Raw genomic sequence first — 22,434 nt, 5'->3', positions numbered from 1 at the left:
TTTACTAGAAATTTTTAATGTTCCCAACCACACAAACGATATCCATGATGTTTTGCCCAGCGCAATGTCACGTGGCGCTTTGATCCGGCATGACTTAATCCCCGGCATCCACGTGAATAATGATACTTTTTCCCATGGTGTGGTGCGATCCAGACATAGGTTGTTCTGGCCGAAACGTCTTGTGGTGGTAGTGACATGAGCCCGCCACCGACAGTAAATGCGACTGCAACTGTTAAAGTTGCTTTTTTAAGCTTTAACATAGTGATACTCCCCCAATAAATGATGTTGTGTGAATTTTCTCACAAAAAATATTGTATCATATTCTCCTCATCATTAATATCAAAATTCTGATATTCATATAAGTACAGCATCGTTACTTGGCTGCCATGATCTTCCTGATGTTCTTCTGTAGCTCCGGCACCACCTCATCGGTAAACCAAGGGTGTTGTTTCATCCAGCCGTAGTTGAGTGGCGAAGGGTGGACCAATGGAAAGTATTCTGGTAAATATTGATCAAAATGGCGCACTGTTTCGGTCAAATTTTTACCACGTGACTTTCCCAGATAATATTTCTGCGCATACTGACCAATCAGCAGTTTAACTTTGATATTCGGCATTAACGCCAGCAACGGAGCATGCCACTTATCCGCAAAGCCCTTCCGCGGCGGTAAATCACCATGAGCACCCTTTCCCGAATAGTAAAATTCCAAGGGCAGGACAGCGACTTTACCAGAGTTATAAAATTCATCCTTGCTCAGACCCATCCAATCCCGGAGCCGATCACCGCTCGGGTCATCCCAGAACACCATGGATGCCTGGGCTTTCCGGCTGGGCGCCTGACTGATAATGAGAATTTCAGCCTTGGGGTCAATGTGATACAAAGGAAGAATCCCATTTCCAGTAAATTCTTGATTTTGCGGATCTGCTTGAATCTCTTTAAAAATTTCCTCTGCCTTTTTCATCGGGTTCTCCTTAACTAATTGGCTTTAACTCTAATTGTCCACTATTTAAAAAAGTTCGCAATCCTAATTTAAGCGGCTGTTCATGAAATGAAGTAAGATATTAATGATAGCGGTGATTTCGAAGGTGGGCAAATCCCAATGGACAAAAAGATCATTTATTTTCTATGTACCGGCAATTCTTGCCGCAGCCAAATGGCAGAAGGTTTTGGCAAACAATATCTGCCCCATGAATATCTGGCATTATCGGCTGGAATTGAAAGCCATGGGGTAAACCCGAAAGCGGTCCAGGTAATGGCCGAGTCCGGGATCGATATTTCAAAACAAACGTCAAAGGTGATTGACCCAAAGATTCTCAACAACGCTTATTTGGTTGTGACGCTTTGTGATGATGCCGAAGAACGCTGTCCAGTAACTCCACCACAAGTTAAACGTGAGCATTGGGGATTCCCAGATCCTGCCAAGGCAACGGGAACGGATGCACAAAAGCTGGCCGTATTTCGATCAGTCCGTGATGGCATAGCCGCTAAAGTTAAGGAACTTGCAGGTCGACTTTGACATCGACATTCAAATTGATTATGAAATCCTATTTGCATTTCGTTAATGCCGTGTTAAGATAATAGTTAAATTAAAACATTAAGCGATGATGAGAAGAGTAGCAGGCATCTTTTTGAAAAAGCGAGCTGTGAGTGGTGCGAGGCAGCCAAAAAGATTCCCGTGAAGATGAGCTCAGAGCATTAGGCACGTGAAAGCGATGCCTACGTGAAGACACGTTACGATCTCAGACTTAATTAACGATTATCGTTAACGAGTCCTTAAGGTGACTGGTTGAAAGATCAGCCATGAAACTGGGTGGCACCACGTGTATACGTCCCTACAGTATTTACTGTAGGGACATTTTTTTGTCCTCAGACTCATTATCCAAGGAGGCTTTTTATGTTAGCGGCAGAAAAGATTGAAGTAAATAAGGACGGTACCAGACGGGGATTATCCAACCTTGCCGTTCAAATGATTGCGTTTGGTGGTTCCATTGGAACAGGACTGTTCCTTGGTGCTGGGAGCACTATTCATCGAACCGGTCGATCAATTATTTTTGTGTACTTTATCATTGGGATCTTCTTCTTTTTGATGATGCGGGCGATCGGTGAAATGATGTATGCCGACCCTGAGCAACATACCTTTGTCTCGTTTATTGGGAAATATGTTAACCAACGACTGGGCAAATTTGCCGCATGGAGTTATTGGCTGGAACTGATTTTAGCTGGGATGGCTGAATTGACGGCAATTTCGACGTATGTTAAGTATTGGTTCCCTAGTGTTTCAGCACCGATTATCCAAGTATTATTTCTTTTGATCTTGAGTGGCGTTAACCTTGCGATGGTCAGTTCGTTTGGCAAGTCCGAAACGTTTTTGTCTGGAATTAAGGTAATTGCGATTCTCGCTCTGATTGTGATTGGCGTGTATCTTGTATTCACCCACCACGAAAATCCAGCTGGAACTCATGCCTCATGGGGGAATTTAACCACTGGATTCTCAATGTTCCCTAATGGGATTCACCAATTTATCATGGCGTTCCCAATGGTTTTCTTTGCCTTTCAAGGGATGGAGTTCGTTGGTATCACAACTGCAGAAACTAAAAATCCACGCAAGGTATTACCTAAGGCAGTCAACCAAATCATCGCACGAATTCTATTGTTCTATATTGGTTCCTTGATTATTATCATGGCAATCACCCCATGGAAAACATTGAACCCTAACCAAAGTCCATTTGTTCAAATCTTTAATCTTGCCGGGATTCCAGGTGCGTCAGCCGTTATTAACTTAGTGGTCATTGCAGCTGCAATGTCAACGTTAAACAGTGCGATTTTCTCGACTGGGCGTCACTTGTATCAACTGGCCCAAGAATCCAACGAACCTGCAATGAAGCCATTTCAAAAGGTTTCCAAGAGTGGGATTCCGATCGTTAGTGTCCTGTTTTCAGCAGGGATGATGCTTTTGGCACCAATCATCAGTTCATTTAACTCACTGGGTGCTGCGTTTTCCTTCATCGCTTCAGTTTCCAGCGATATTTATATTCTGGTCTGTATGTTGACGGTGGTGGCACATTGGAAATATCGTCATTCCAAAGATTTTCAGACCGATGGGTTCAAGATGCCCAATTATCGTTGGTCAAACCCGTTAACAATTGCATTCTTTATCGCAATTTTTGCCAGTTTGTTCTTCAGCAGTGAATCATTCTTACCAGCTTTGGGTGCCGTTATCTGGGCGGTTGTCTTCTATGCAATTATCAGGTGGCGGGACTCGAATAACTTTGGAATCGCAAACGATTAAGGAATGATTTGATTAGACCCCAGAACATCCATCCTGTATGATAAAAGTAACAAATAAGGAGGATGCAATCTTGAAAAATGTCTACTTTGACCATGATGGTAACGTCGATGATTTGGTATCATTGTTGCTCTTGCTGCAAATGCCCGAGGTAAATTTGACCGGTGTCGGGGTAATTGATGCGGATGGTTACATTGATGGATCTGTACCGGCTTCACGCAAAATCATTACCAGATTTGGGCACGGCGCCCAAGTTTCCGTTGCGGCATCAAATTCACGAGCGGTTCACCAATTTCCAAAGGAATGGCGACTGAGTTCATTTTCATTTGATGCTTTCCCATTACTCAACGAACACGGCGCTCCAACCACGCCACTGGCTGAAAAGCCGGCTCATTTGGATATGATCGACAAGCTCCAGAATACTGAAGGCAAAACCGATTTGGTTATGACCGGGCCGCTTACTGATTTGGCACGGGCTTTGGAGGTTGATCCAACGATCGTCAAAAAGATTCAGCGGCTGTACTGGATGGGTGGCACAATGCGCACTGAAGGTAATGTCCTGGAACCCAAACATGATGGGACGGCAGAGTGGAACGCTTATTGGGATCCTGAAGCTGTTAAGACGGTCTGGGATGCTGACATTGATATTCAAATGGTGGGCCTTGAAAGTACCAACCAAGTTCCGTTGAACGCTGATGTTCAGCAGCATTGGGCCAGCTTGAGGCGGTACCCAATGATGGATCTGATTGGCCAAGGCTATGCGCTGGTTTCATCCTATGAAGCCAATTCAACTTATTATTTGTGGGATGTGCTAACCACCGTTGCCAGTCAATATCCGGATCTCGTGGAATCCAAAGATATTAAAGGTGACGTCCTGACGACTGGTGCCGGTGCCGGACGGACATTTGAAACCAACGATGGCCGACCGATTAACCTGGTTACCGAAGTGCGTGGTAAAGCATTCTTCAATAAGCTGGATGAGCTGTTAACAAAGAACGAGTAAACAATAATATTGCCAGTATTATGATTTAAAAATAAACTATAAAAACCTCTTTCGATATTTAAACTCGAAAGAGGTTTTTGAATGCAATTATATGGACCTGATTATTATTTCTTAATAACACCTTTGACTAGAAAACTAATATCCAAAGGTGAAACGTCGTTGGTTAAGTTTCCAATGGAAAGATAGTCCGCACCGCATCCTTTAAAGGAGGCAACTGTTTCTTCCGTAATTCCACCGGATGCTTCAATTTTCATCGTTTCGGGGACTAGTCGTTTCCATTCTTTGATGGTTTCCGGTTTCTGATTATCAAACATGATGACGTTGGCACCCACAGAAGCGGCGTCTTTCAGCTCGTCTTCTGTTTCGACTTCAATCTCGATGGGAGTCAATGGGCCGACATTCCTTTTGACTGCCAATAACGCTTCACGGACACCGCCCGCTAATGCAATATGGTTGTCCTTCAGCATAATCCCGCCGGTTAGGTCAAAACGATGGTTAAAGCCGCCACCGGCAGCAACCGCAAACTTATCAAACATTCGCAAACCGGGTGCCGTCTTTCTGGTATCGGTTATCTTGATTGTCGGATCGTCTAATTTGGCAATGATCCTGGCAGTTTTTGAAGCAATCCCACTCATCCGTTGAACCAAGTTTAAAATAACCCGTTCGCCGGTTAAGAGAACTGATGCCTGGCCGGTTGCCTTACCAATGATTGTTCCGTTGCTGACGTATTTTCCATCTTCAACAAGGGCTGTATAGTGGGCGTTACCAAGCAAATCATAGGCTGCTTGAGGAATCTCCTGACCGCAAACCACGCCGGCTTGTTTAGCAATAAATGAGCCGCTGATCACTTTTGAACTTTGAAGATACTTGAGACTCATGTCACCAAAGTTGAGATCCTCATTGAGAAATTCCTTTAACTTTTCGGCTAGCAAAATATTATTCATAGGGTTACTCCTTTGAGCCTTTTGAAGCAGCTGGCAGGGTTAATACCGCAATTGAACCGATCACTAACGAAATCATGAAAATGATGAAGACGATGTTAACACTGGCTTGATGGTCCATCAGTATTCCGACCAACAGCGGACCGGCAATCGCACCAATTCGGCCAATTCCTTGCGCAATTCCAGTCATTGTTCCTCTGATGGTACTTTCATAAAGATCCGGAGTGAGGGCAATGATTGCACCATAAGCGCCAAGGTTGAAGAACGACAGCACACATCCGGCAATGATAATCATCAAAGCGGTTGTCGACTGACCAAACATAATGGCACCAACAGCGGTTCCCAACATGTAAATCGAAAAGACATATTTTACTTTGATTCTTTTTGCCAACCAAGCGGCACAGAAGTAACCGGGAAGTTGGGCGACGACAATAATAGTTGTGTAACCAAAACTGCTGACAACTCCATATCCCTTATCAATCAAGATACTTGGCAGCCACATAAACATGCCGTAATAACTGAACATGACCATGAACCAAGCTATCCAAAGGGTGATGGTCCAAGGCTTGAATTCTGATTTCAAGGTTGACCGCCACTCACTTGATTGCTTCGGCAGTGTATGAATTTCATGGATATGACGGCGTAAGACCAAGGCGAAGAAGCCGGCCAATGCGGTTAAAATTAACAGTCCCCGCCAACCCAATACTGGGGCAAATAATACGGATAGAAATGATGCGACCAACCAGCCAACGGCCCAAAAACTATCGGCTAAGATCAGCATCTGTGACCGCTTTGAACCACGGTACATATCGGCTACATAGGTTGCAGCAACTGGCAACTCACCACCAAGCCCCATTCCGACAATAAAACGAATGGCTAAAAATGTATAAAATCCTGGGGCTGCGGCAAGCACTAAATTTCCGATTGAAAAAGTCAGCAGGGTGATGATCAAGGTGTTCTTTCGTCCAATCCGATCTGCAAGACTCCCAAAATAAAAGCCACCACAAATCATTCCAACCGTACTGATGGAACTAATTAATCCGGTTTGCGAATTTGTCAGCATCCACTCCTTATGAACGATTGACATGATAAATGACAATAACCCAACATCCATGGCATCAAACATCCATGCGGTTCCAATCACCATGAACGTGAAGGATTTTGAACTTTGTTTCGTATTATCCAAGTTGATAACCTCCCAATTAATTTAAAAGTATAAAATACTATTATTTGAATGAATTAAAGTACAAAACACTTTAATAAGAGGATACCCTAACCCATATAAAAATACAAGCGGTCATTTGACTATTTGATGGGGAGGTTGGTGACGCACAAAGTGTTGTGGGTACGTGACAAACGGTTGCTTGGATTGGGCGAGGATCTTTTTACAGGAAGCCTTTTGAATAAAAAATAGGCAGCTGTTTCGTAACTAGAAACAGCTGCCTACATCGTATTAATCTATTCATTTTATTGTGCCTTGGTTACTGAGTTCCAGAACAAACGGTTACTTTCACTGGTTTCCAAGTTGCCAGCGTCTTCAGACTTCTTTGCCAATACCTTGTTGAACATCTTTTCCAATGCTTTCTTCATATTACATGGCCTCCTAATTTTTTTGAGTTGTAAATTTGGGAAATCAACGTTTGGATTAACCGAGCGTTTCTCTCCTTCAACTCTATATTTAGTATAGGCCTTTAAAGATTACATTTGCAATGATTTACACACATTTTTGTAATAAATGTTGTGAAACTGCAATAAACCGTTTCCAACATGCTTACACGTTTATGAAAACATAATAAAAGACACAACACATCATATGTTGTGCCAAGTGCCCCCATACTTCTTAATCAATTTTCAGTTCGTATCTGATGGTATCTCATCGATACACACATCTATTAGGATCTTGAATGGGTACTCATTTCTACTCCCCCGGTTGCGATGTTAAGACCGCAACTTGTGAAAATAGAAGTTAACCAGATACCTTATATTTTAAGGACCTACTGACTACATTCACGTCATTATTATACGATAATGTGAAACAGTATACAATGTCAACTAACCAAAAAAATAGCAGCTGGATATTGCTATCCGGCTACTATTAAAGCTTCATTTAAACACTTAATTTCCAAGCTGTCACAATGGTCATGATGCCCATGACAATCAGAGTTGCGCCAAAGAATTGCAGTAATATCAAAATTGTTCCGAATGGATTGAATGCCAGCAAAATTCCCACTAGAATTAAGAGGACGCCATATAGAACAAACGGCATTGGTGAAATGTTGACGTATTGACGGTGGTTCAGCGCTGTGAAGACGTTGGAAATTCCGGTAATGATCAGCACGATTCCCAAGATAAACGGTAGAAATGACAGTAATGGGACTGCCAGGATAAAGACGATGATTGCAATCACAATTTGGGCAATGCCGATTGCCATGCTATAGTCGGTGACTTCATTGTTGACCCTTTGCCGCCAGGCGGAGATCAGGTTAATCACGCCAAATACAAGAAAGAATGACGCAATCAGGCTAATGACGATATTCAGTGTTCCGTGTGGATCAAATAAGAAGAACAAGCCGAAGATTATGTAAGCAAGACTTTTAAGCCAAATAAAATTTCGAATTCGGTTAATAAATGTGTACATATCATTTCCCCCAAACGTTTATATTACCTATATAATACAAGTAATAATCCGAAAACGACAGTATAGAGGTGCCCCATGCAATATCCCAACGTTCATTTAGCAAAATTCATTGACCGGCCCAACCGGTTCATTGCCCATTGTCAGTTAATTGATACTGGCGAAGTGGTCACCACTCACGTGAAGAACACGGGCCGGACAACCATTCTTCAGCCGGGAGTCACGACTGCTTTGGTCCATAATGACAATCCCAACCGTAAAACCCGGTATGATCTGGTGGCGGCCAAAAAATATGACCGGCAGTGGATTAATATTGATTCGCAAGCTCCCAATAAGGTTGTCAAAACCGGTTTGGAGACCAATTACATCAAATTACCCGGCATTCAATCCATCTCAAAGGTGAATCCTGAGACAACCTATTTGGATTCTCGCTTGGATTTTGCGGGTGCCGACAATTTGGACCGGCCGTTCTTTTTGGAAGTAAAGGGCGTGACTTTGATTAATGAAGGAATTGCGGCGTTCCCGGATGCTCCAACAACCAGAGGCCTAAAGCACGTGCAAACGCTGGAACGAGCAGTTGATGCCGGATACTTGGCATACTTACTGTTTGTGATCCAAATTTCCAACGTCAAAAAAGTCACCATTGATCGTGACATCTTTAACGAACTGGCCGTTGAAATCGGTAAAGCTCAACGAAAGAGCGTCCACGTGGTCGCATACGACTGCAAAGTTGAGCCGGATACATTGGTGTTGGATCAACCGGTTCCATTTGATTTGAATCAGAAGTTCGTGAGCGATGGGCTGCCTTCATCGATTGGTAAGCAATCCAAATAATAAATTATATTATGTCTGCTCCATAGATAATTAAATAGCGCCTGAAACGTCAACTTTTACGATGATGTTTCAGGCGCTATTTTTATTTCCATTATAAGGATTAACTGATTTTCGAAGGGTTACGATCGACCATTGGTACCGTCACCGGGCACATACATACTTTGGGCAATCATGAAAATGCCAAGGAGCAAGCCAATAATGTAAAAGCCGGATCTCATACTTAAATGAAGGCCGGGGCCAAAAAAGATGGCACTTAAGTCCCCAACGACAAGTGCAAACCCAATCCAAAAATCAAATGTTTTATAGAATTTACGATTAAACCAACTATCTTTCATAAAACGGACTCCTCAATTTCTAACTCGACAATGTAATCATTTTCATTATACCGTAGTTTCAAGCTGATTAATATACCAGTTCTTTGAAGGATGGGTTGGAATGATGCCGATTATCATGAGCAATTCCTTTCTGCCGGAAAAGTATCCATGCTAAAATTAGCTTGTAAACGGTACATAGAATTGTTGGATTGAGGGGATTAATTTTATGAATAAACATCATATTATTAAGCAATTATTGATTCTATTCGCAGCTGTCTTTTCATTTGGACTGGTTACTGCCGGTACAGCTTCCGCATCAGTCTTTGGAGATCTCTACAACCAGACGTTAACCGCTAAAAAAGTGAAGCCAACCAAGGTTACAGCAAACACGGTTACCACGTTTGATATTGTGTTGAAGCCGCAAAACGAGCAACAGTATTACCAAGAAGCCAGCGATGTAAATGATCCAACCAAATCAGATTTTAAGGACTTCTTGACCGGTCCGCAAATTCAGGCCAAATATGGTCAGCCCCAATCGGTATTGAATCAGTGGGTGGCCTTATTTAAGAAGAATCATCTGGATGCTCAGCCATACAAGAATGGGCTGGTGATTAATGTAACCGGAAAAGTTAAATACATTAATAAGATGTTCAAGATGAACATGCGAACCGCCCAGTACCATTCAGATCCGCTCCAATTTGGTAAATCAAAGCCATCGATTCCATCCGACTTGCAGGACACTGTGTTGGCAGTTCTGGGGATGGCCGATCATAGCAAAGGGTATTTCTACCCGGAAACCGATGTGTCGTTTAATAAGAATGATGATACACCCAACTATGCCAACTCGGTTAATCACGGCTACACAAGCCGATTTACCGATACTTACGGCGTTGATAATTTGTATAAACAGGGATTAACCGGTAAAGGTCAAACGATTGGCATTATTACATTTGGAAATGTGGTTAAAAGTAATTTGTCCCATTTCTGGAAACATGAAAATGCCAGCACTGACAAGAATCGATTTACGGTTCGAAATGTCAAAGGAAATGTGGTAAACAAAGGCTATGTTTCTCATGATGATTCCGAAGCAACAATGGATGTTGAGTATGCCGGATCGGTGGCACCACAAGCCAACATTAAGATGTATTACAACAAGGCAGCCACTTCAGATTATATGAATCTCATCAATTCATATCTGATGGCCTACGATGATGGGGATGTCAGTGCCATCAGCAACAGTTGGGGCCTTGGCCCGAACAACTATTTCCAGATACTTGAAAAACGCCACGTGATGCCATCACAATACGTTCAAATCCTCAATATGGTTTTGGCCCAAGGAGCCCTTCAAGGAATTTCAAGCTTTGTGGCTGCTGGTGATAATGGTGCGCTCAACTACACGATCAGTGGGATTTCAGGCAATGACGTGATCCTTGATCGTTCGATTCAAGATTGCGACCCTTATCCTTCCAACCCATGGATTACTTCAGCAGGTGGAACCAGCTTACCATTTAAAAAAGATATGAAGATTAATGACAAGTCAATGGGCACCATTACCAACTCAAAAGAAAGAGCTTGGGGATCCGATTACTACTGGCCATTCCTACAAGCCAACAGCAACTTCCTGGCAACTATGCCAGAGTTCTGGGATTTGATTAGTGATGCTGGCGGTGGTGGCTTTGATCAAGCCTATCAAACCCCTGATTATCAAGAAGGAGTACCCGGCGTTAACACCTATAATGCCCGCGAGTACTTGTCACAATATAACCAGCCGGTCTTTAATGCCCCATTATTCCATGGTACGAACTGGGGTCGAAATTATCCAGATATTTCAGCCAATGCGGATTCAATGACCGGATATCAGGTCTATCAGGCATCCAGTGAAAAGCCTTGGAACAATTATGGCGGTACTAGCGTTGTTTCACCACAGTTTGCCGGCGTTGCTGCTTTAATTAACAGTGCCAGCGGCAGACAGCGAATGGGATTCTGGAATCCTCAGCTGTATCAATTGGCAACCAAGAGTGATTCTCCATTCCATCCATTAAATGACACTGACGATAACTCTAACCTGTATTACACTGGTCAGCCAGGAACCGTTTATAACCAGGCAACTGGTTTGGGGACGGTTGATTTTAGTAAGTTGTTTGATGTTTATAAATGATGAGTTGAAAAGTGAATCGCAAAAAGATGACTTAAAATGTCATCTTTTTTTGTGTCATAATTTTGATTAGCTGACTCTTTTGTTCTGATATCTATGTGATAAAAATCCAGAAATTTATAGACTTGTTTAAGAATTTGTTGATGGCATGCGTGGCTAATCAATCCCGACAAATAGGGCTCTAAAAGCATTTAAAGATGCTTTTAGAGCCCTTTTCATTTGTTTTCAAAACTGGCTGCCGAAACATAATCTTTACATAGTCCCCAATATCTTTACCTGCAATTTACATTAACGAAATCGCGAATTTACATTGAACGGCCACAATAATAAATGTATTCAAATAAATGATTTTGAGGTGAGATATTTGTCAATTACTTTAAGAAACGTCCGCAAAGATTATGACGCACAGACAGAGGTCCTGAAAGATATTTCTGTGAAGGTTGAAACTGGCGAGTTCTTCGTCATCGTTGGACCTTCTGGATGTGGTAAAAGTACATTACTTAGAATGATCGCCGGTTTAACTCCAATTACGGCTGGTGAAGTCAGCATTGATAATACAGTTGTTAATGATTTACCTCCCAAGGCACGAAAACTAACAATGGTTTTCCAAAATTACGCCTTATTCCCATTCATGAACGTTTGGGACAACGTCGCCTTTGGTTTGAAGGCCCGTAAAATGGATCAAGCAGATATTAAACAACGAGTTGATGAAGCTCTTAAGATGGTTAATTTAACTGAGCTTGCAAAACGTAAGCCTCGTGAATTATCAGGTGGTCAACGTCAACGTGTTGCTTTAGCTCGTGCCGTTGCCAGTGACGCCAAGATTTGTTTAATGGATGAACCATTATCTAACTTGGATGCCCAGTTGCGAATTAAGATGCGTCAAGAAATTTACGCACTGCAACGCAAACTTGGATTGACTTTGATTTATGTTACTCATGATCAGGTTGAAGCTATGACCATGGCTGACCATATCATGGTGCTTAACGACCAACACGTTCAACAAATTGGTACACCAAGTGAAATTTACCAAAACCCAGCCAATGAATTTGTGGCTAAGTTCTTTGGTACTCCACAAATCAACATCTTAAATGCGACCCGTTCGAAAACCGATAACCATGTTTTGGATGTCGATTCCGATTTGGAAATTGCATTGGATGAAGAAGTACCAGCTGAAAACGTCAAAATTGGAATTCGTCCTGATGACATGAAAGTTGAAGCGACTGAGAGCGTTGAAGCTAATGCCACCATTAAGAACACTGGGTTCCTTGGTGATGAAACCATTATTTACGCAACCTTGAACAGTGGCGAAGATATTCATGTGGTAGTTCCTGGTCAAGTTAATTACCGGATCTTCCAGCCAATTAAAGTGACCGCAGATTCCAATTTGATGTTTTTTGACAAAGATGGTAAACGTATGAATCTTTCGAAGGAGGCTTACGTTCATGCTTAAATCACCAACACAGTCAAGACCAAGAACACCGCTTTCAGTTCAGAAAACTAAAAGCAAGATTGAGGAGCAGGAAGCGAAGTTCACGCTGAATGCCAAAGATAAATATTTTGCTTGGGCATTTCTTGGACCGTCACTTTTAATCCTCGGTGTATTTATCTTTTATCCAATGGTACGAACCTTGTATCTTAGTTTGTTTCTGACTAACACTGTTGGAAAAACCACTGTTTTCGTTGGGCTTTCCAACTACATCAGTTTGTTAACATCGGCAGATTATCTATCAAGCCTGGGTGTGACCCTATTCTATGTTTTCGCAGTAACCATCATTACAATTTCCTTGGGCTTGGTACTCGCAAACCTGGCAAGCAAAAGGTTACCTGGAATTGGCCTTTTTCGCACACTATTTTCGGCAACTATGGGAGTTTCCGTTTCCGTTGCCGCTATCTTCTGGCTATTTATTTTCAACCCTTCAACCGGGTTTCTTTCACTGATTAGTACTTTCTTACATCTGCCACAAATTCCATGGTTAACCGATCCAACTGCTGCTATGTGGGCTGTCATTATCACCACTGTTTGGATGAACTTGGGATTCACATTCCTGATTCTCCTTGGTGCCATGACATCCGTTCCAACAACTTTGTATGAAGCTGCCAACATTGAAGGCGCATCATCACGTTTCCAATTCTTCCACATTACAATCCCTTCAATCTCACCAACATTGTTCTTCGTTTCAATCATTACTTTGATTGAATCATTTAAGAGTTTTGGTTTGATTGACTTGATGACTAAAGGTGGACCAACCAACGCAACCAACATGTTGGTTTATCGAATTTACAAAGATGCGTTTTACAGTGGTAACTTTGCGCAAGCAAGTGCCGAATCAATTATTCTGACAGTTATCATTGCATTGTTTACGCTTCTGCAATTTAAAGTTTTGGAAAAGCGGGTGAACTACTAATGGATATTGTGACTAAGCCAAAGCTGTCACGCCGAATTTTGGATTATACCCTGCTGACGGTCTTAGCATTGATCGTCTTGGCACCGTTCCTAATCGGTTTGTGGACCAGTTTTCTACCAACTATGCAAATTGCTCAAGGTAACTTCTTGAGCACGAAAGTTTCGTTTCAAAATTACATCGATGCCTTTACTCAAACCCCAATCATTCGTTACTTGGGAAACAGTTTGGTAATCTCAACGGCAACGATGATCGCTCAATTAATCTTTTGTTCAATGAGTGCCTACGCATTCGTCTTTCTTAAGTTCAAAGGCCGTAAGTTGTTGTTCACTCTGTTCCTGGCAACGATGATGCTGCCATTTGAAGCTGAAATTATTCCCAACTTCCAGACTGTTAAGGCAATGGGATTGTTAAACACATACTCCGTAATGGTTATTCCATTCTTAACTTCCGCATTTGGTGTCTTCATGCTTCGTCAATCATTTATGCAGATGCCAATCGAATTAAAAGAAGCTGCCGATATTGAAGGCTTGGGCCACTTCCAGTTCTACTGGAAAATGGTCTTACCATACAACCGAATTCCACTGATGACACTTGGTGCTTATAGTTTTCTTGGTGCCTGGAACCAATACCTCTGGCCAATGTTGACCACCTTCAGTAATGATTTTCGACCTGTTCAAAATGGTCTGCGTCAACTCCAGTCTGAAGAGACCTTTAACGATTGGGGAATGATTCAAGCCACTGCTGCAATTGTGGTCATTCCAACCTTGATTGTCTTATTCATCGGTCAACATTACTTCAAATCAGGTGTGAATGAAGGTGCAGTCAAATGATGAAGAAATTTACTGCCTTTTTGAAAGCTTATGCATTACCAATCTTCGCTGTCTTCGCCCTTGTATTGGGGTTTGCGTTTGTGAATGGTTCAAAGAACGCAACGACTGCTAAAGCCGGCAGAACGCCAATTGTTTTCTGGCATGAAATGGGCGGCCCTGCTGAAGTTGCTTTGGATAAAATGGTGGACGATTTTAACAAATCTCAAGACAAATACGAAGTTATTCCACAGTATCAAGGGGTTTATGATGAAGCCGTTCAAAAGATCATTCAAAGTCACGGAACCAGTGCCTCACCAGCTGTATTCCAGTCATTTGATATTTCAACTGCGCAAATGATGCACAGTAAATACACAACTCCCGTACAAAAATTTATTGATGAAGATAATTATGATACCAGCAATATTTCACCAGTTGCCCGTTCGTTCTATTCAAACAAGGGTAAACAACTGGCAATGCCATTTAACACTTCACAACCAGTCCTTTATTACAACGCTTCATTGTTCAAGAAGTATGGTGTCACACCACCATCAAAGTCACCAAGTTATAGCGAAGTGACTCGTGCCGCTCAAGAACTTTATAAGAAGTCCGGCCATAAAGTTAAAGGGATGACAATTGAAATTTATGGTTGGTTGATGGAAGAAGCTTTGGCTAACGCTCATACTTCTTTGATTAACAATGGTGATGGCCATACCGGCAATCCAACCAAGATTAACTTGAACAACCCAACTACTAAGAAATTCTTGAAATGGATCAGAACCAATATTAAATCCGGTGATTTCGTCAACTATGGTTCTGGTGCCAGTGCTGAAACCAACGAAATTGCAGCCTTCTTGGCTAACAAGTTGGGAATCTTTGTTCAATCTTCCGCATACATTGGTCAGTTGACCACTGGAACCAAGAACAAACTGGGAATTTCATACTTCCCACATCCAGATGGTGTGAAGGCTAACGGTGTTGGAATTGGTGGTGCTGCTCTTTGGATTTCCAATGATAAGCCAGCTAAGACTCAACGTGGTGCTTGGGAATTCATCAAGTATACTCAAACTGCCAAGAACCAGGCTGCATGGCAAAAAGCAACCGGATACCTGGCTTTGAACAAGAATTCTCAAAAGACCAAGATCTTAAAAGACTTGTACAAGAAGATTCCTTCAGCCAAAGTTCCCGGTGAGCAGTTGGCAAGTGCCAAGCCAAACAATACCAACTCAGGTATTCTGATGGAAGGTATGCAGCTGACTCGTGAGTTAGAACAGACTGCGATGGAAACTGTCTACAACGGTGGCAATATCAATTCTGCCTTAAACACTGCCGACACAGCAATGAACGCCAACTTGAAGACGACTAACAAGGCCGACGGCAGGTAGCTTATTGCGATCTTCCATTAAGACTCGACCTGAATCTTAAAGGGAAGCTGATTGAATTGAAAGAGAGTTACGAATTGAAAGGAAGTTATCCATTTTGACTACCAAAACATTGATTTTTGGGCATCGTGGTTACCCATTCAAGTTCCCAGAAAATTCATTAAAAGGATTTCAGTATGCAATTAATCATGGAATTGACGGTTTGGAATTCGATGTGCATTTGACCAAGGACAATGTGCCTGTGATCATGCACGACGAAAAGATTAATCGGACAACCGACGGCAAAGGGCTGATTCATTCATATACCCTGAAGGAACTCCAACAGTTCCATATGCGAGATGGTGAAACCATTCCGACATTGAAGGATCTGCTGTCATTAGCCGCCGGTAAGCCGGTGCACCTGAACTTGGAATTCAAGACTAATAAGATCCATTATCCAAATATTGAACAAATTGTGCTTGATTTAGTAAAGCAATACGATTTGGTTTATCCAGTTATCTTCTCCTCATTTAACCTGGATTCACTCAAAATTGCCTACAAGATTGATCCATCTCAGCAATACTGCTTATTATCCGATCACGTGATTAAGGATGCTAAGGCATTGATTGTTAAGGATCATTTATCTGGCCTTCACTTAAGTCATTATCAACCATTGCCAAATGTTGCTGAACGCATTTGGACGGTTGATGACCCTAAGGACCAAAAGAAATTGTTGGCCGATCATGTCGCTGGCATTATTACCGACAACTTTGAGCAGGCTGTTAGATTGAAGAACAACGCGGTTGCAATGTAATCGTTGTTATAAAAAATACCCATCCGGAAATTTTCCGGATGGGTATTTTTGGGTTTCATTTATTTGGTTACGTATAGGCCTTTATAACCGTTGCTCATTCCAGCAGGATTCCACACAAAGCCGTGGATATTTGTTCGCCAGAGTTGGGCGTTGGCTGGTTGATAAAGTGGGATAACACCTTGGTCTTTCATTAAGACCTTTTCGGCGTTTACCAAATCGTCATAACGCTTAATTTTATTGTTGGCATCGGTAGTTTTTGATGCAGCAATATATTTATCATACTTGGCGTTGACCCAGTGACCGTTATTAGTTGGGTTGCTCTTGGTTAACAGATCCAAGAAGTTGATTGGGTCGGCAAAGTCGGCACCCCAAGATGAGATAACCAGGTCAAAGTCACCGCTGGTTGAACGGGATAACTTACTCTTGGTTGGAACATTGTGGATCGTAATGCTTAAACCAGGCAGCTTGTTAAATTGGCTCTGAAGATACTGAGTCGTCTTCTTTGATTGATCGGTATCATCACTTAACAGTGATAAGTGAACTTTCTTCTGGCCAACCTGCTTCAGACCTTGAGCCCAGAGCTTCTTTGCTTGGGCTTCATTGTAGGCAACCCCTGATTTTTCATAGGCGTCACTGGCAAAATCGGCACCGGTTTTCGGATTCTTGAAGAAATTGGTGGAAACAAATCCTTTTGGAGCCGTTGAACCGTCACGCAATACTTGAGTTGCCAATGATTTCTTATTGATAATCTGTGATAAGGCTTGGCGAATTTTGACGTTCTTTAAAGCCTTAACCCGCTTTTGATTCATTTCAAGATAAATGGTTGAGCCACCGACGAATTTCTTAAATTCTGGTCGGCTCTTGTACGAAGGGACCTCTTCACCAGATAGGGTGACGACATCCAGCTTGTTTTGTTGATAAAGGGAAAGTCCGGTACTTGGTGTCTTAACAACTTGGAACTTGAGTGTATCGAGCTTAACGTCTTTTTTGTCCCAATAGTTGGGGTTCTTCTTCATCGTCCAAGTATCGCTGGTTCCGTTCCAGTCGGCCAGCTTAAATGGACCGTTATAAGAAGTTTTGGCACTGTTTGTCCCATAGCTGCTTCCGTACTTCTTAACTGCGGATTCCTGTTGTGGGAAGAAAGTTGGGAATGCCAGGAGCAATTTGAAGTATGGTACTGGATGACTTAGATGGACAACCAGAGTGTGTTTGTTAGGTGCTGACACACCAAGTTTGTTGGGTGACATCCGATTCTTCTGGATGGCATTATAGTTCTTCACGCCTTCAAACAAGTATGAATAACCGGCTGCGGTCTTTGGATTAACAACCCGTCGCCATCCGTATACAAAGTCGTTGGCGGTTACCGGTTGGCCGTTGTTCCACTTGTCGTCTGTTCGCAGATTGAATTTGTAGGTTAAGCCATCTTTTGAAACTTGAGTTTTGGTGGCCAGAGCATTTTCAATCTTTGAATTTGGACCGAGGCGATAAATCCCTTCACTAATTTGATAAAGGGGCGTAAGACTACCGCTGTCGGATGCTTTTGCTGTATCCAAAGTTGAAATTTCAGAATCGGTGCTGATGTTGACCGTCTGATTTTTCGCCATCTGGGTACTCGATTTAGTGCTGCTGGTTTTACTGCCGCAGCCTGCCAGGACCAATACCAATGCGAGTGTCCCGGTGATTGCTAAAAGATGTTTATTGAATTTCACGATTTAACCCTCTTTTTTGACATAAAAACTGCCAGCACTTCAAAATTGCTGGTCAGTTATCTATGAATTTATTAAGTTACTTGGAATATGTTAGTACCAAGGTTCATTATGTTAACACGAAAGTTTGTGGGTCGCAAATGATGCGGGGGCAGCTGGGTCTCGTCACACTTTGGCTGAATCGTGTTTCGACGGCCGGCTGAAAGCCTGCCTAGCCTACTTGGCGACGCAACTGAGGCTAACTTCTAAGTGCATTTTGACTCAAATCCAAACCCAGGATTTCAGTCAAAACACCCTTAGAAACCGCCTCACCCGTTGCTGGTCACACTTTGGTTGAAACGTGTTTCGACGGCCGGCTGAAAGCCTGCCTAGCCTACTTGGCGACGACCCTGACCCCTACTGCATAAGTCAGAATCAACAACAATGAACTCAACCCGTTCATTATTGTTGATTCCGCCTTATGCTCCGGGGCCACCCAGGTCTCGTCACACTCTAATCGAATTCCTCATACACATTCGGATCCTGTCCGTCCACTCGGCCATCCGGTTTTGACAATGCGTTGATTGCCTTGATTTCTTCATCTGTTAACTTGAAATCGAAGATATCCTTGTTTGCTCTTTGATGAACCAGGTTGGTTGAACGTGGTACAGGGATGATTCCTCTTTGAGTGTGCCATCTGATAATGATTTGGCCGACGTTTTTACCATATTTATTCGCGAGTTCTTGGATAATTGGTTCTTTGAGAGCAGCACTTCCACGGCCTAATGGGCTCCATGCTTCAGTGACAATTCCCCGTTTTTTATCTTCCTCCAACATGCGTTCATTGTTCCAATATGGGTGAACTTCGATTTGGTTAACTGCTGGGGTTACCCCGGTTTCGTTAATCAGTCGATCCAAATGTTCCGGCTCAAAGTTGGAAACCCCGACCGATCGGATCAAGCCACGTTTCTTTGCGTCAATCATCGCTTGAAATGCTTCAACGTAGTGATCACGTTTTGGCAGTGGCCAATGGATAAGAAAGAGGTCAAAATAATCAAGGCCTAAACGGTACAGGGATTCTTGGATGGCTTTGGTTGCTTCATCATATCGATGATATTTTCCTGGCAGCTTTGAAGTCACAAAGAATTCTGAACGGGGGATGCCTGACCGGCGAATTGCTTCACCAACCATTCCCTCATTGTCATAATTGGTTGCGGTATCCAAGCCGCGGTAGCCATCGCTAATGGCGGCCATCGTTTGTTGAAGGCCTTCACCACCGCGGATGCCAAAGGTACCAAATTGAACCTTGGCCATCTTGTATCCATCATTTAATGTAATTTCTGGGATTGCTTCATTTGCCATTATCATTTACCTCCATGCTCATTTAACCAAGCCGATCTGCTATGTAGCTGCGCAAAATGGCTGATTTATTTTTTAGGTTGTTGATTATTATTTTCAGAATGATTGACTGGTTTTGTTTGAGTTGGCTTGTCAGCCTTTCTGACGGTGATATACCAGCCGACCTGCATTGATTTGTTAGGGTTGATGTACTCCACGCTAAAATCATAGTATTTGGCGCTGGGGCTTTTTTCGATCAGCATGTTTTTAACGTCTAGGGCATCTGATCGGCTTTCAAACCGCAAATTACTATTTGTACTATAGCCACTATGCTTGCTGGGGTCTTTGTAAGTCTGGTTAAAAAAATCCAGATATTCTTTGGAGTCGTTCAAGGTATCACGTCCTTCCTTCTTCCATTGTACCCAACATGTCCGGCAATTTCATTGCAGAAGGTCAATTAAGTTTAAAACGAGCCAATATTTGACGTTGTGAGGGTCTTTCAGGGCTGTTTGAATTGTCTTTCACATGAGAAACCTCTAAAATAAGTACTATATGGCGAGGAGGGGATCGTCTTGACGAAAAATGGCTTGTTACTCGTGAATTTGGGTTCACCAGTATCACCCAGTAATAAAGATGTGAAAGCTTATTTAAAAGAGTTTCTCAGCGATCAAAACGTGGTCACGCTGCCAAAATGGTTCTGGCAGCCGATTTTGCGTGGGATCATTTTACCCACCCGAACTTGGCGATCCGCAACCTTTTATCAACATATGTGGACGAAGGCGGGGTCACCACTCACGGCCTACACGGAAATCATGCAGCAAAAAGTTCAGCATGATTTGCCGGACTGGGACGTTCAATACGCTATGAACTACGGTCAGCCGCGAATTGTCGATGTCCTGCGTGAAATGAAAGACCATGGTGACAGCCAGATTGTTGTTTTGCCACTGTTCCCGAATTACACGCAAAGTACCCACGACACAATTATTGAAAAGGTCCATTCAACCGGCATTAAGACCCACATCATTAAGAATTTTTATGACGAGCCAAAGTACCAACAGATTTTGGCAAAGCAGATTGATGAGGCATACCCCAAAAAGGATTATGATGCCGTAATTTTCAGCTACCACGGCATTCCAATGTCCATGGTTAAGAAAGGGGACCCTTATAAAGGCGAATGTGAGGCCACCACTGCTGGGGTCATGAAGTATTTGACCAAGGTCCCTCAATCCAAGGTGAAGACTGTTTTCCAGTCTAAATTTGGACCAATGCCCTGGCTGAAACCTTACTTGAAAAATTATTTAATGGAATTGGCGGCCATGGGCAAACGGAACGTCTTGTTGGTTACCCCTTCATTCGTGGAGGATTGTCTGGAAACGATTGAAGAAAATAATGTCCAAAACTACCAAACATTTAAGGCGAGTGGCGGGATTGTCTTTGATGCAGTTAAGCCAATGAATGCCAGTAATGACTTTTGTCATTTTCTGGCAGACATAAGCGTTAAACAACTTCGGGGAGGTCAGACAAATGAGTCAGGAACCCACGCATAAAAGCCTCGATGAAATTAACCAAAGTGTGGAAGTTCCCAGCGTGTATGAAACGTCATTCCTCCAGAAATTTTTAGCCTATAGTGGGCCTGGTGCCTTGGTCGCTGTCGGTTATATGGATCCCGGCAACTGGCTGACGTCGCTTTCTGGTGGCAGTCAGTTCCGGTACGCCCTGCTCTCGGTCCTATTGATGTCCATTTTGGTGGCGATGTTCATGCAGACACTGTCAATCAAGCTGGGAGTGGTTGCCCGTTTGGACCTTGCTCAGGCAATTGCCCAAAAGGTGCCCAAGTCGGGCCGATATACGCTGTGGATTATTAATGAATTGGCGATGATGGCCACGGATATGACTGGGGTTGTCGGAACCGCGATTGCTCTAAAGTTATTGTTTGGTCTGCCGCTGGTCTACGGAATTCTGTTGACAATATTCGATGTCTTGTTAGTGCTATTATTTTTACGATTTGGAATTCGAAGGATCGAATTTATTGTGTTGGCAGCGATTCTGATAGTCGGGGTTATCTTTGGCATTGAAGTGACCAGAGCAACACCCAACATCGTTGAGATTGCCGGAGGATTGATACCGACAACCCACATTGTCACCAACCATGAGATGCTGATTATGAGCTTGGGGATCGTTGGGGCAACCATTATGCCTCACAATGTTTATCTTCACTCTTCCCTGGCACAAAGCCGGCGTTACGATTATCACAATCCCAAGCAGGTTAATGAAGCGTTGCGGTTTGCAAAATGGGATTCCAATGTTCATTTGGTGGCCGCGTTCTTGATTAATGCATTGCTGCTGGTTTTGGGCGGTACGTTATTCTTTCACACCAACAGTCACTTTTCCGCGTTTCAAGATGTTTATAACGGATTGAAGAGTTCGGCAATTGTGGGCAGCTTGGCCAGTCCTTTAATGAGCACCCTGTTTGCGTTTGCGTTGTTGATTACAGGAATGATTTCGTCAATTACCAGTACCCTGTCTGGACAAATTGTGATGGAAGGGTACCTGCACATCCGATTGCCCTTGTGGGAACGACGACTGCTAACCAGGTTTGTGACTTTGATTCCGATTTTGGCAATTGGATTTCTAGTTGGCTTTAACGACCATGATTTTGAAGAGATTATTGTTTATGCGCAAATTGCGTTATCGATTGCATTGCCATTTACATTGTTTCCGATGGTTGCATTAACCAGCAACCATGATCTGATGGGTGTCCACACTAATCGGCGGTACGTCACAGTTATCGGCTATTTATTGACATCAATCATTACCATTTTGAACTTGCAGTTTGTGCTTGCGTCAATTTAGG

Annotated in this window: 22 protein-coding genes; 12 read left to right on the top strand and 10 right to left on the bottom strand. The window is 42.8% G+C overall.

The features are described 5' to 3' along the window. Window positions 1-14: 14 nt before the first annotated feature. Both LKE01_RS02320 and LKE01_RS02315 read right to left on the bottom strand, forming a co-directional pair. Window positions 15-260 carry a hypothetical protein gene (locus LKE01_RS02320; RefSeq protein ID WP_054768804.1) on the bottom strand — a complete coding sequence of 82 codons (246 nt, stop codon included), beginning with the start codon at window positions 258-260 and terminating at the stop codon, window positions 15-17. Between the two features lie 113 nt (window positions 261-373). Next, on the bottom strand, window positions 374-961 hold the full coding sequence (locus tag LKE01_RS02315) for a uracil-DNA glycosylase family protein (RefSeq protein ID WP_054768803.1): 588 nt from the start codon (window positions 959-961) through the stop codon (window positions 374-376). A 138-nt stretch (window positions 962-1,099) separates the two neighbouring features. On the opposite strand from LKE01_RS02315, the gene arsC reads away from it, so the two are divergent. From arsC to LKE01_RS02300, 3 genes are all read left to right on the top strand, one after another. After that, window positions 1,100-1,516, top strand: a complete 417-nt coding sequence (arsC, locus tag LKE01_RS02310) for an arsenate reductase (thioredoxin) (RefSeq protein WP_054768802.1) — start codon at window positions 1,100-1,102, stop codon at window positions 1,514-1,516. A 378-nt stretch (window positions 1,517-1,894) separates the two neighbouring features. Then, window positions 1,895-3,289, top strand: coding sequence for an amino acid permease (locus LKE01_RS02305; protein WP_056982979.1), 1,395 nt, complete (start codon window positions 1,895-1,897; stop codon window positions 3,287-3,289). Window positions 3,290-3,359: 70 nt separating this feature from the next. Continuing rightward, complete coding sequence (locus LKE01_RS02300; protein WP_054768801.1) at window positions 3,360-4,289, top strand: nucleoside hydrolase; 930 nt, start codon at window positions 3,360-3,362, stop codon at window positions 4,287-4,289. A 104-nt stretch (window positions 4,290-4,393) separates the two neighbouring features. Here LKE01_RS02300 and nadC read toward each other — a convergent pair whose 3' ends face one another. The 4 genes from nadC to LKE01_RS02285 all read right to left on the bottom strand — a co-directional run bounded on the left by nadC (window position 4,394) and on the right by LKE01_RS02285 (window position 7,868). Next, complete coding sequence (gene nadC / locus LKE01_RS02295) at window positions 4,394-5,233, bottom strand: carboxylating nicotinate-nucleotide diphosphorylase (protein WP_054768800.1); 840 nt, start codon at window positions 5,231-5,233, stop codon at window positions 4,394-4,396. Window positions 5,234-5,237: 4 nt separating this feature from the next. Beyond that, complete coding sequence (locus tag LKE01_RS02290) at window positions 5,238-6,416, bottom strand: MFS transporter (protein ID WP_054768799.1); 1,179 nt, start codon at window positions 6,414-6,416, stop codon at window positions 5,238-5,240. Window positions 6,417-6,697: 281 nt separating this feature from the next. Then, complete coding sequence (locus LKE01_RS12320; RefSeq protein WP_261907043.1) at window positions 6,698-6,820, bottom strand: hypothetical protein; 123 nt, start codon at window positions 6,818-6,820, stop codon at window positions 6,698-6,700. A 517-nt stretch (window positions 6,821-7,337) separates the two neighbouring features. Next, window positions 7,338-7,868 carry a DUF308 domain-containing protein gene (locus tag LKE01_RS02285; protein ID WP_054768798.1) on the bottom strand — a complete coding sequence of 177 codons (531 nt, stop codon included), beginning with the start codon at window positions 7,866-7,868 and terminating at the stop codon, window positions 7,338-7,340. Window positions 7,869-7,943: 75 nt separating this feature from the next. Between LKE01_RS02285 and sfsA the strand changes: the two genes are divergently transcribed. After that, on the top strand, window positions 7,944-8,699 hold the full coding sequence (sfsA, locus tag LKE01_RS02280; RefSeq protein WP_056982981.1) for a DNA/RNA nuclease SfsA: 756 nt from the start codon (window positions 7,944-7,946) through the stop codon (window positions 8,697-8,699). Window positions 8,700-8,818: 119 nt separating this feature from the next. Here the strand turns inward: sfsA and LKE01_RS02275 are convergent, their stop codons facing one another. Continuing rightward, window positions 8,819-9,034, bottom strand: a complete 216-nt coding sequence (locus LKE01_RS02275; protein WP_056982983.1) for a hypothetical protein — start codon at window positions 9,032-9,034, stop codon at window positions 8,819-8,821. A 205-nt stretch (window positions 9,035-9,239) separates the two neighbouring features. Between LKE01_RS02275 and LKE01_RS02270 the strand changes: the two genes are divergently transcribed. From LKE01_RS02270 to LKE01_RS02245, 6 genes are all read left to right on the top strand, one after another. Beyond that, a complete protein-coding gene (locus LKE01_RS02270) occupies window positions 9,240-11,171 on the top strand; it encodes a S53 family peptidase (RefSeq protein ID WP_056982985.1) in 1,932 nt (643 codons plus the stop codon). A 361-nt stretch (window positions 11,172-11,532) separates the two neighbouring features. Next, entirely contained in the window at window positions 11,533-12,621 is a 1,089-nt protein-coding gene (locus tag LKE01_RS02265) for an ABC transporter ATP-binding protein (RefSeq protein WP_056982987.1), read from the top strand. Then, entirely contained in the window at window positions 12,614-13,576 is a 963-nt protein-coding gene (locus LKE01_RS02260) for a carbohydrate ABC transporter permease (protein ID WP_054768797.1), read from the top strand. Before LKE01_RS02265 ends, LKE01_RS02260 begins: the two co-directional genes overlap by 8 nt. Beyond that, the gene (locus LKE01_RS02255; protein WP_054768796.1) at window positions 13,576-14,406 is read left to right on the top strand and encodes a carbohydrate ABC transporter permease; all 831 of its coding nucleotides are present in this window, start codon (window positions 13,576-13,578) and stop codon (window positions 14,404-14,406) included. The genes LKE01_RS02260 and LKE01_RS02255 overlap by 1 nt, the downstream gene beginning before the upstream one ends. Then, the gene (locus LKE01_RS02250; protein ID WP_056982990.1) at window positions 14,403-15,767 is read left to right on the top strand and encodes an ABC transporter substrate-binding protein; all 1,365 of its coding nucleotides are present in this window, start codon (window positions 14,403-14,405) and stop codon (window positions 15,765-15,767) included. Before LKE01_RS02255 ends, LKE01_RS02250 begins: the two co-directional genes overlap by 4 nt. 94 nt (window positions 15,768-15,861) lie before the next feature. Continuing rightward, complete coding sequence (locus LKE01_RS02245; protein WP_054768795.1) at window positions 15,862-16,557, top strand: glycerophosphodiester phosphodiesterase family protein; 696 nt, start codon at window positions 15,862-15,864, stop codon at window positions 16,555-16,557. A 59-nt stretch (window positions 16,558-16,616) separates the two neighbouring features. Here the strand turns inward: LKE01_RS02245 and LKE01_RS02240 are convergent, their stop codons facing one another. From LKE01_RS02240 to LKE01_RS02230, 3 genes are all read right to left on the bottom strand, one after another. After that, the gene (locus tag LKE01_RS02240) at window positions 16,617-18,266 is read right to left on the bottom strand and encodes a peptide ABC transporter substrate-binding protein (RefSeq protein WP_056982992.1); all 1,650 of its coding nucleotides are present in this window, start codon (window positions 18,264-18,266) and stop codon (window positions 16,617-16,619) included. 489 nt (window positions 18,267-18,755) lie between these two features. Next, window positions 18,756-19,604 carry an aldo/keto reductase gene (locus LKE01_RS02235; protein ID WP_056982994.1) on the bottom strand — a complete coding sequence of 283 codons (849 nt, stop codon included), beginning with the start codon at window positions 19,602-19,604 and terminating at the stop codon, window positions 18,756-18,758. Between the two features lie 65 nt (window positions 19,605-19,669). Next, the gene (locus tag LKE01_RS02230; RefSeq protein WP_056982997.1) at window positions 19,670-19,972 is read right to left on the bottom strand and encodes a hypothetical protein; all 303 of its coding nucleotides are present in this window, start codon (window positions 19,970-19,972) and stop codon (window positions 19,670-19,672) included. Between the two features lie 180 nt (window positions 19,973-20,152). On the opposite strand from LKE01_RS02230, the gene hemH reads away from it, so the two are divergent. Both hemH and LKE01_RS02220 read left to right on the top strand, forming a co-directional pair. Beyond that, on the top strand, window positions 20,153-21,127 hold the full coding sequence (gene hemH / locus LKE01_RS02225; protein ID WP_056982998.1) for a ferrochelatase: 975 nt from the start codon (window positions 20,153-20,155) through the stop codon (window positions 21,125-21,127). Continuing rightward, window positions 21,105-22,433 carry an Nramp family divalent metal transporter gene (locus tag LKE01_RS02220; protein ID WP_054768793.1) on the top strand — a complete coding sequence of 443 codons (1,329 nt, stop codon included), beginning with the start codon at window positions 21,105-21,107 and terminating at the stop codon, window positions 22,431-22,433. The genes hemH and LKE01_RS02220 overlap by 23 nt, the downstream gene beginning before the upstream one ends. Window position 22,434 lies beyond the last annotated feature (1 nt).

This window comes from Lentilactobacillus kefiri, from assembly GCF_007989105.1.
GTDB lineage: Bacteria > Bacillota > Bacilli > Lactobacillales > Lactobacillaceae > Lentilactobacillus > Lentilactobacillus kefiri.
Note: the sequence above shows the minus strand (reverse complement) of the source record. Positions and strands in the feature narration are given on the sequence as shown.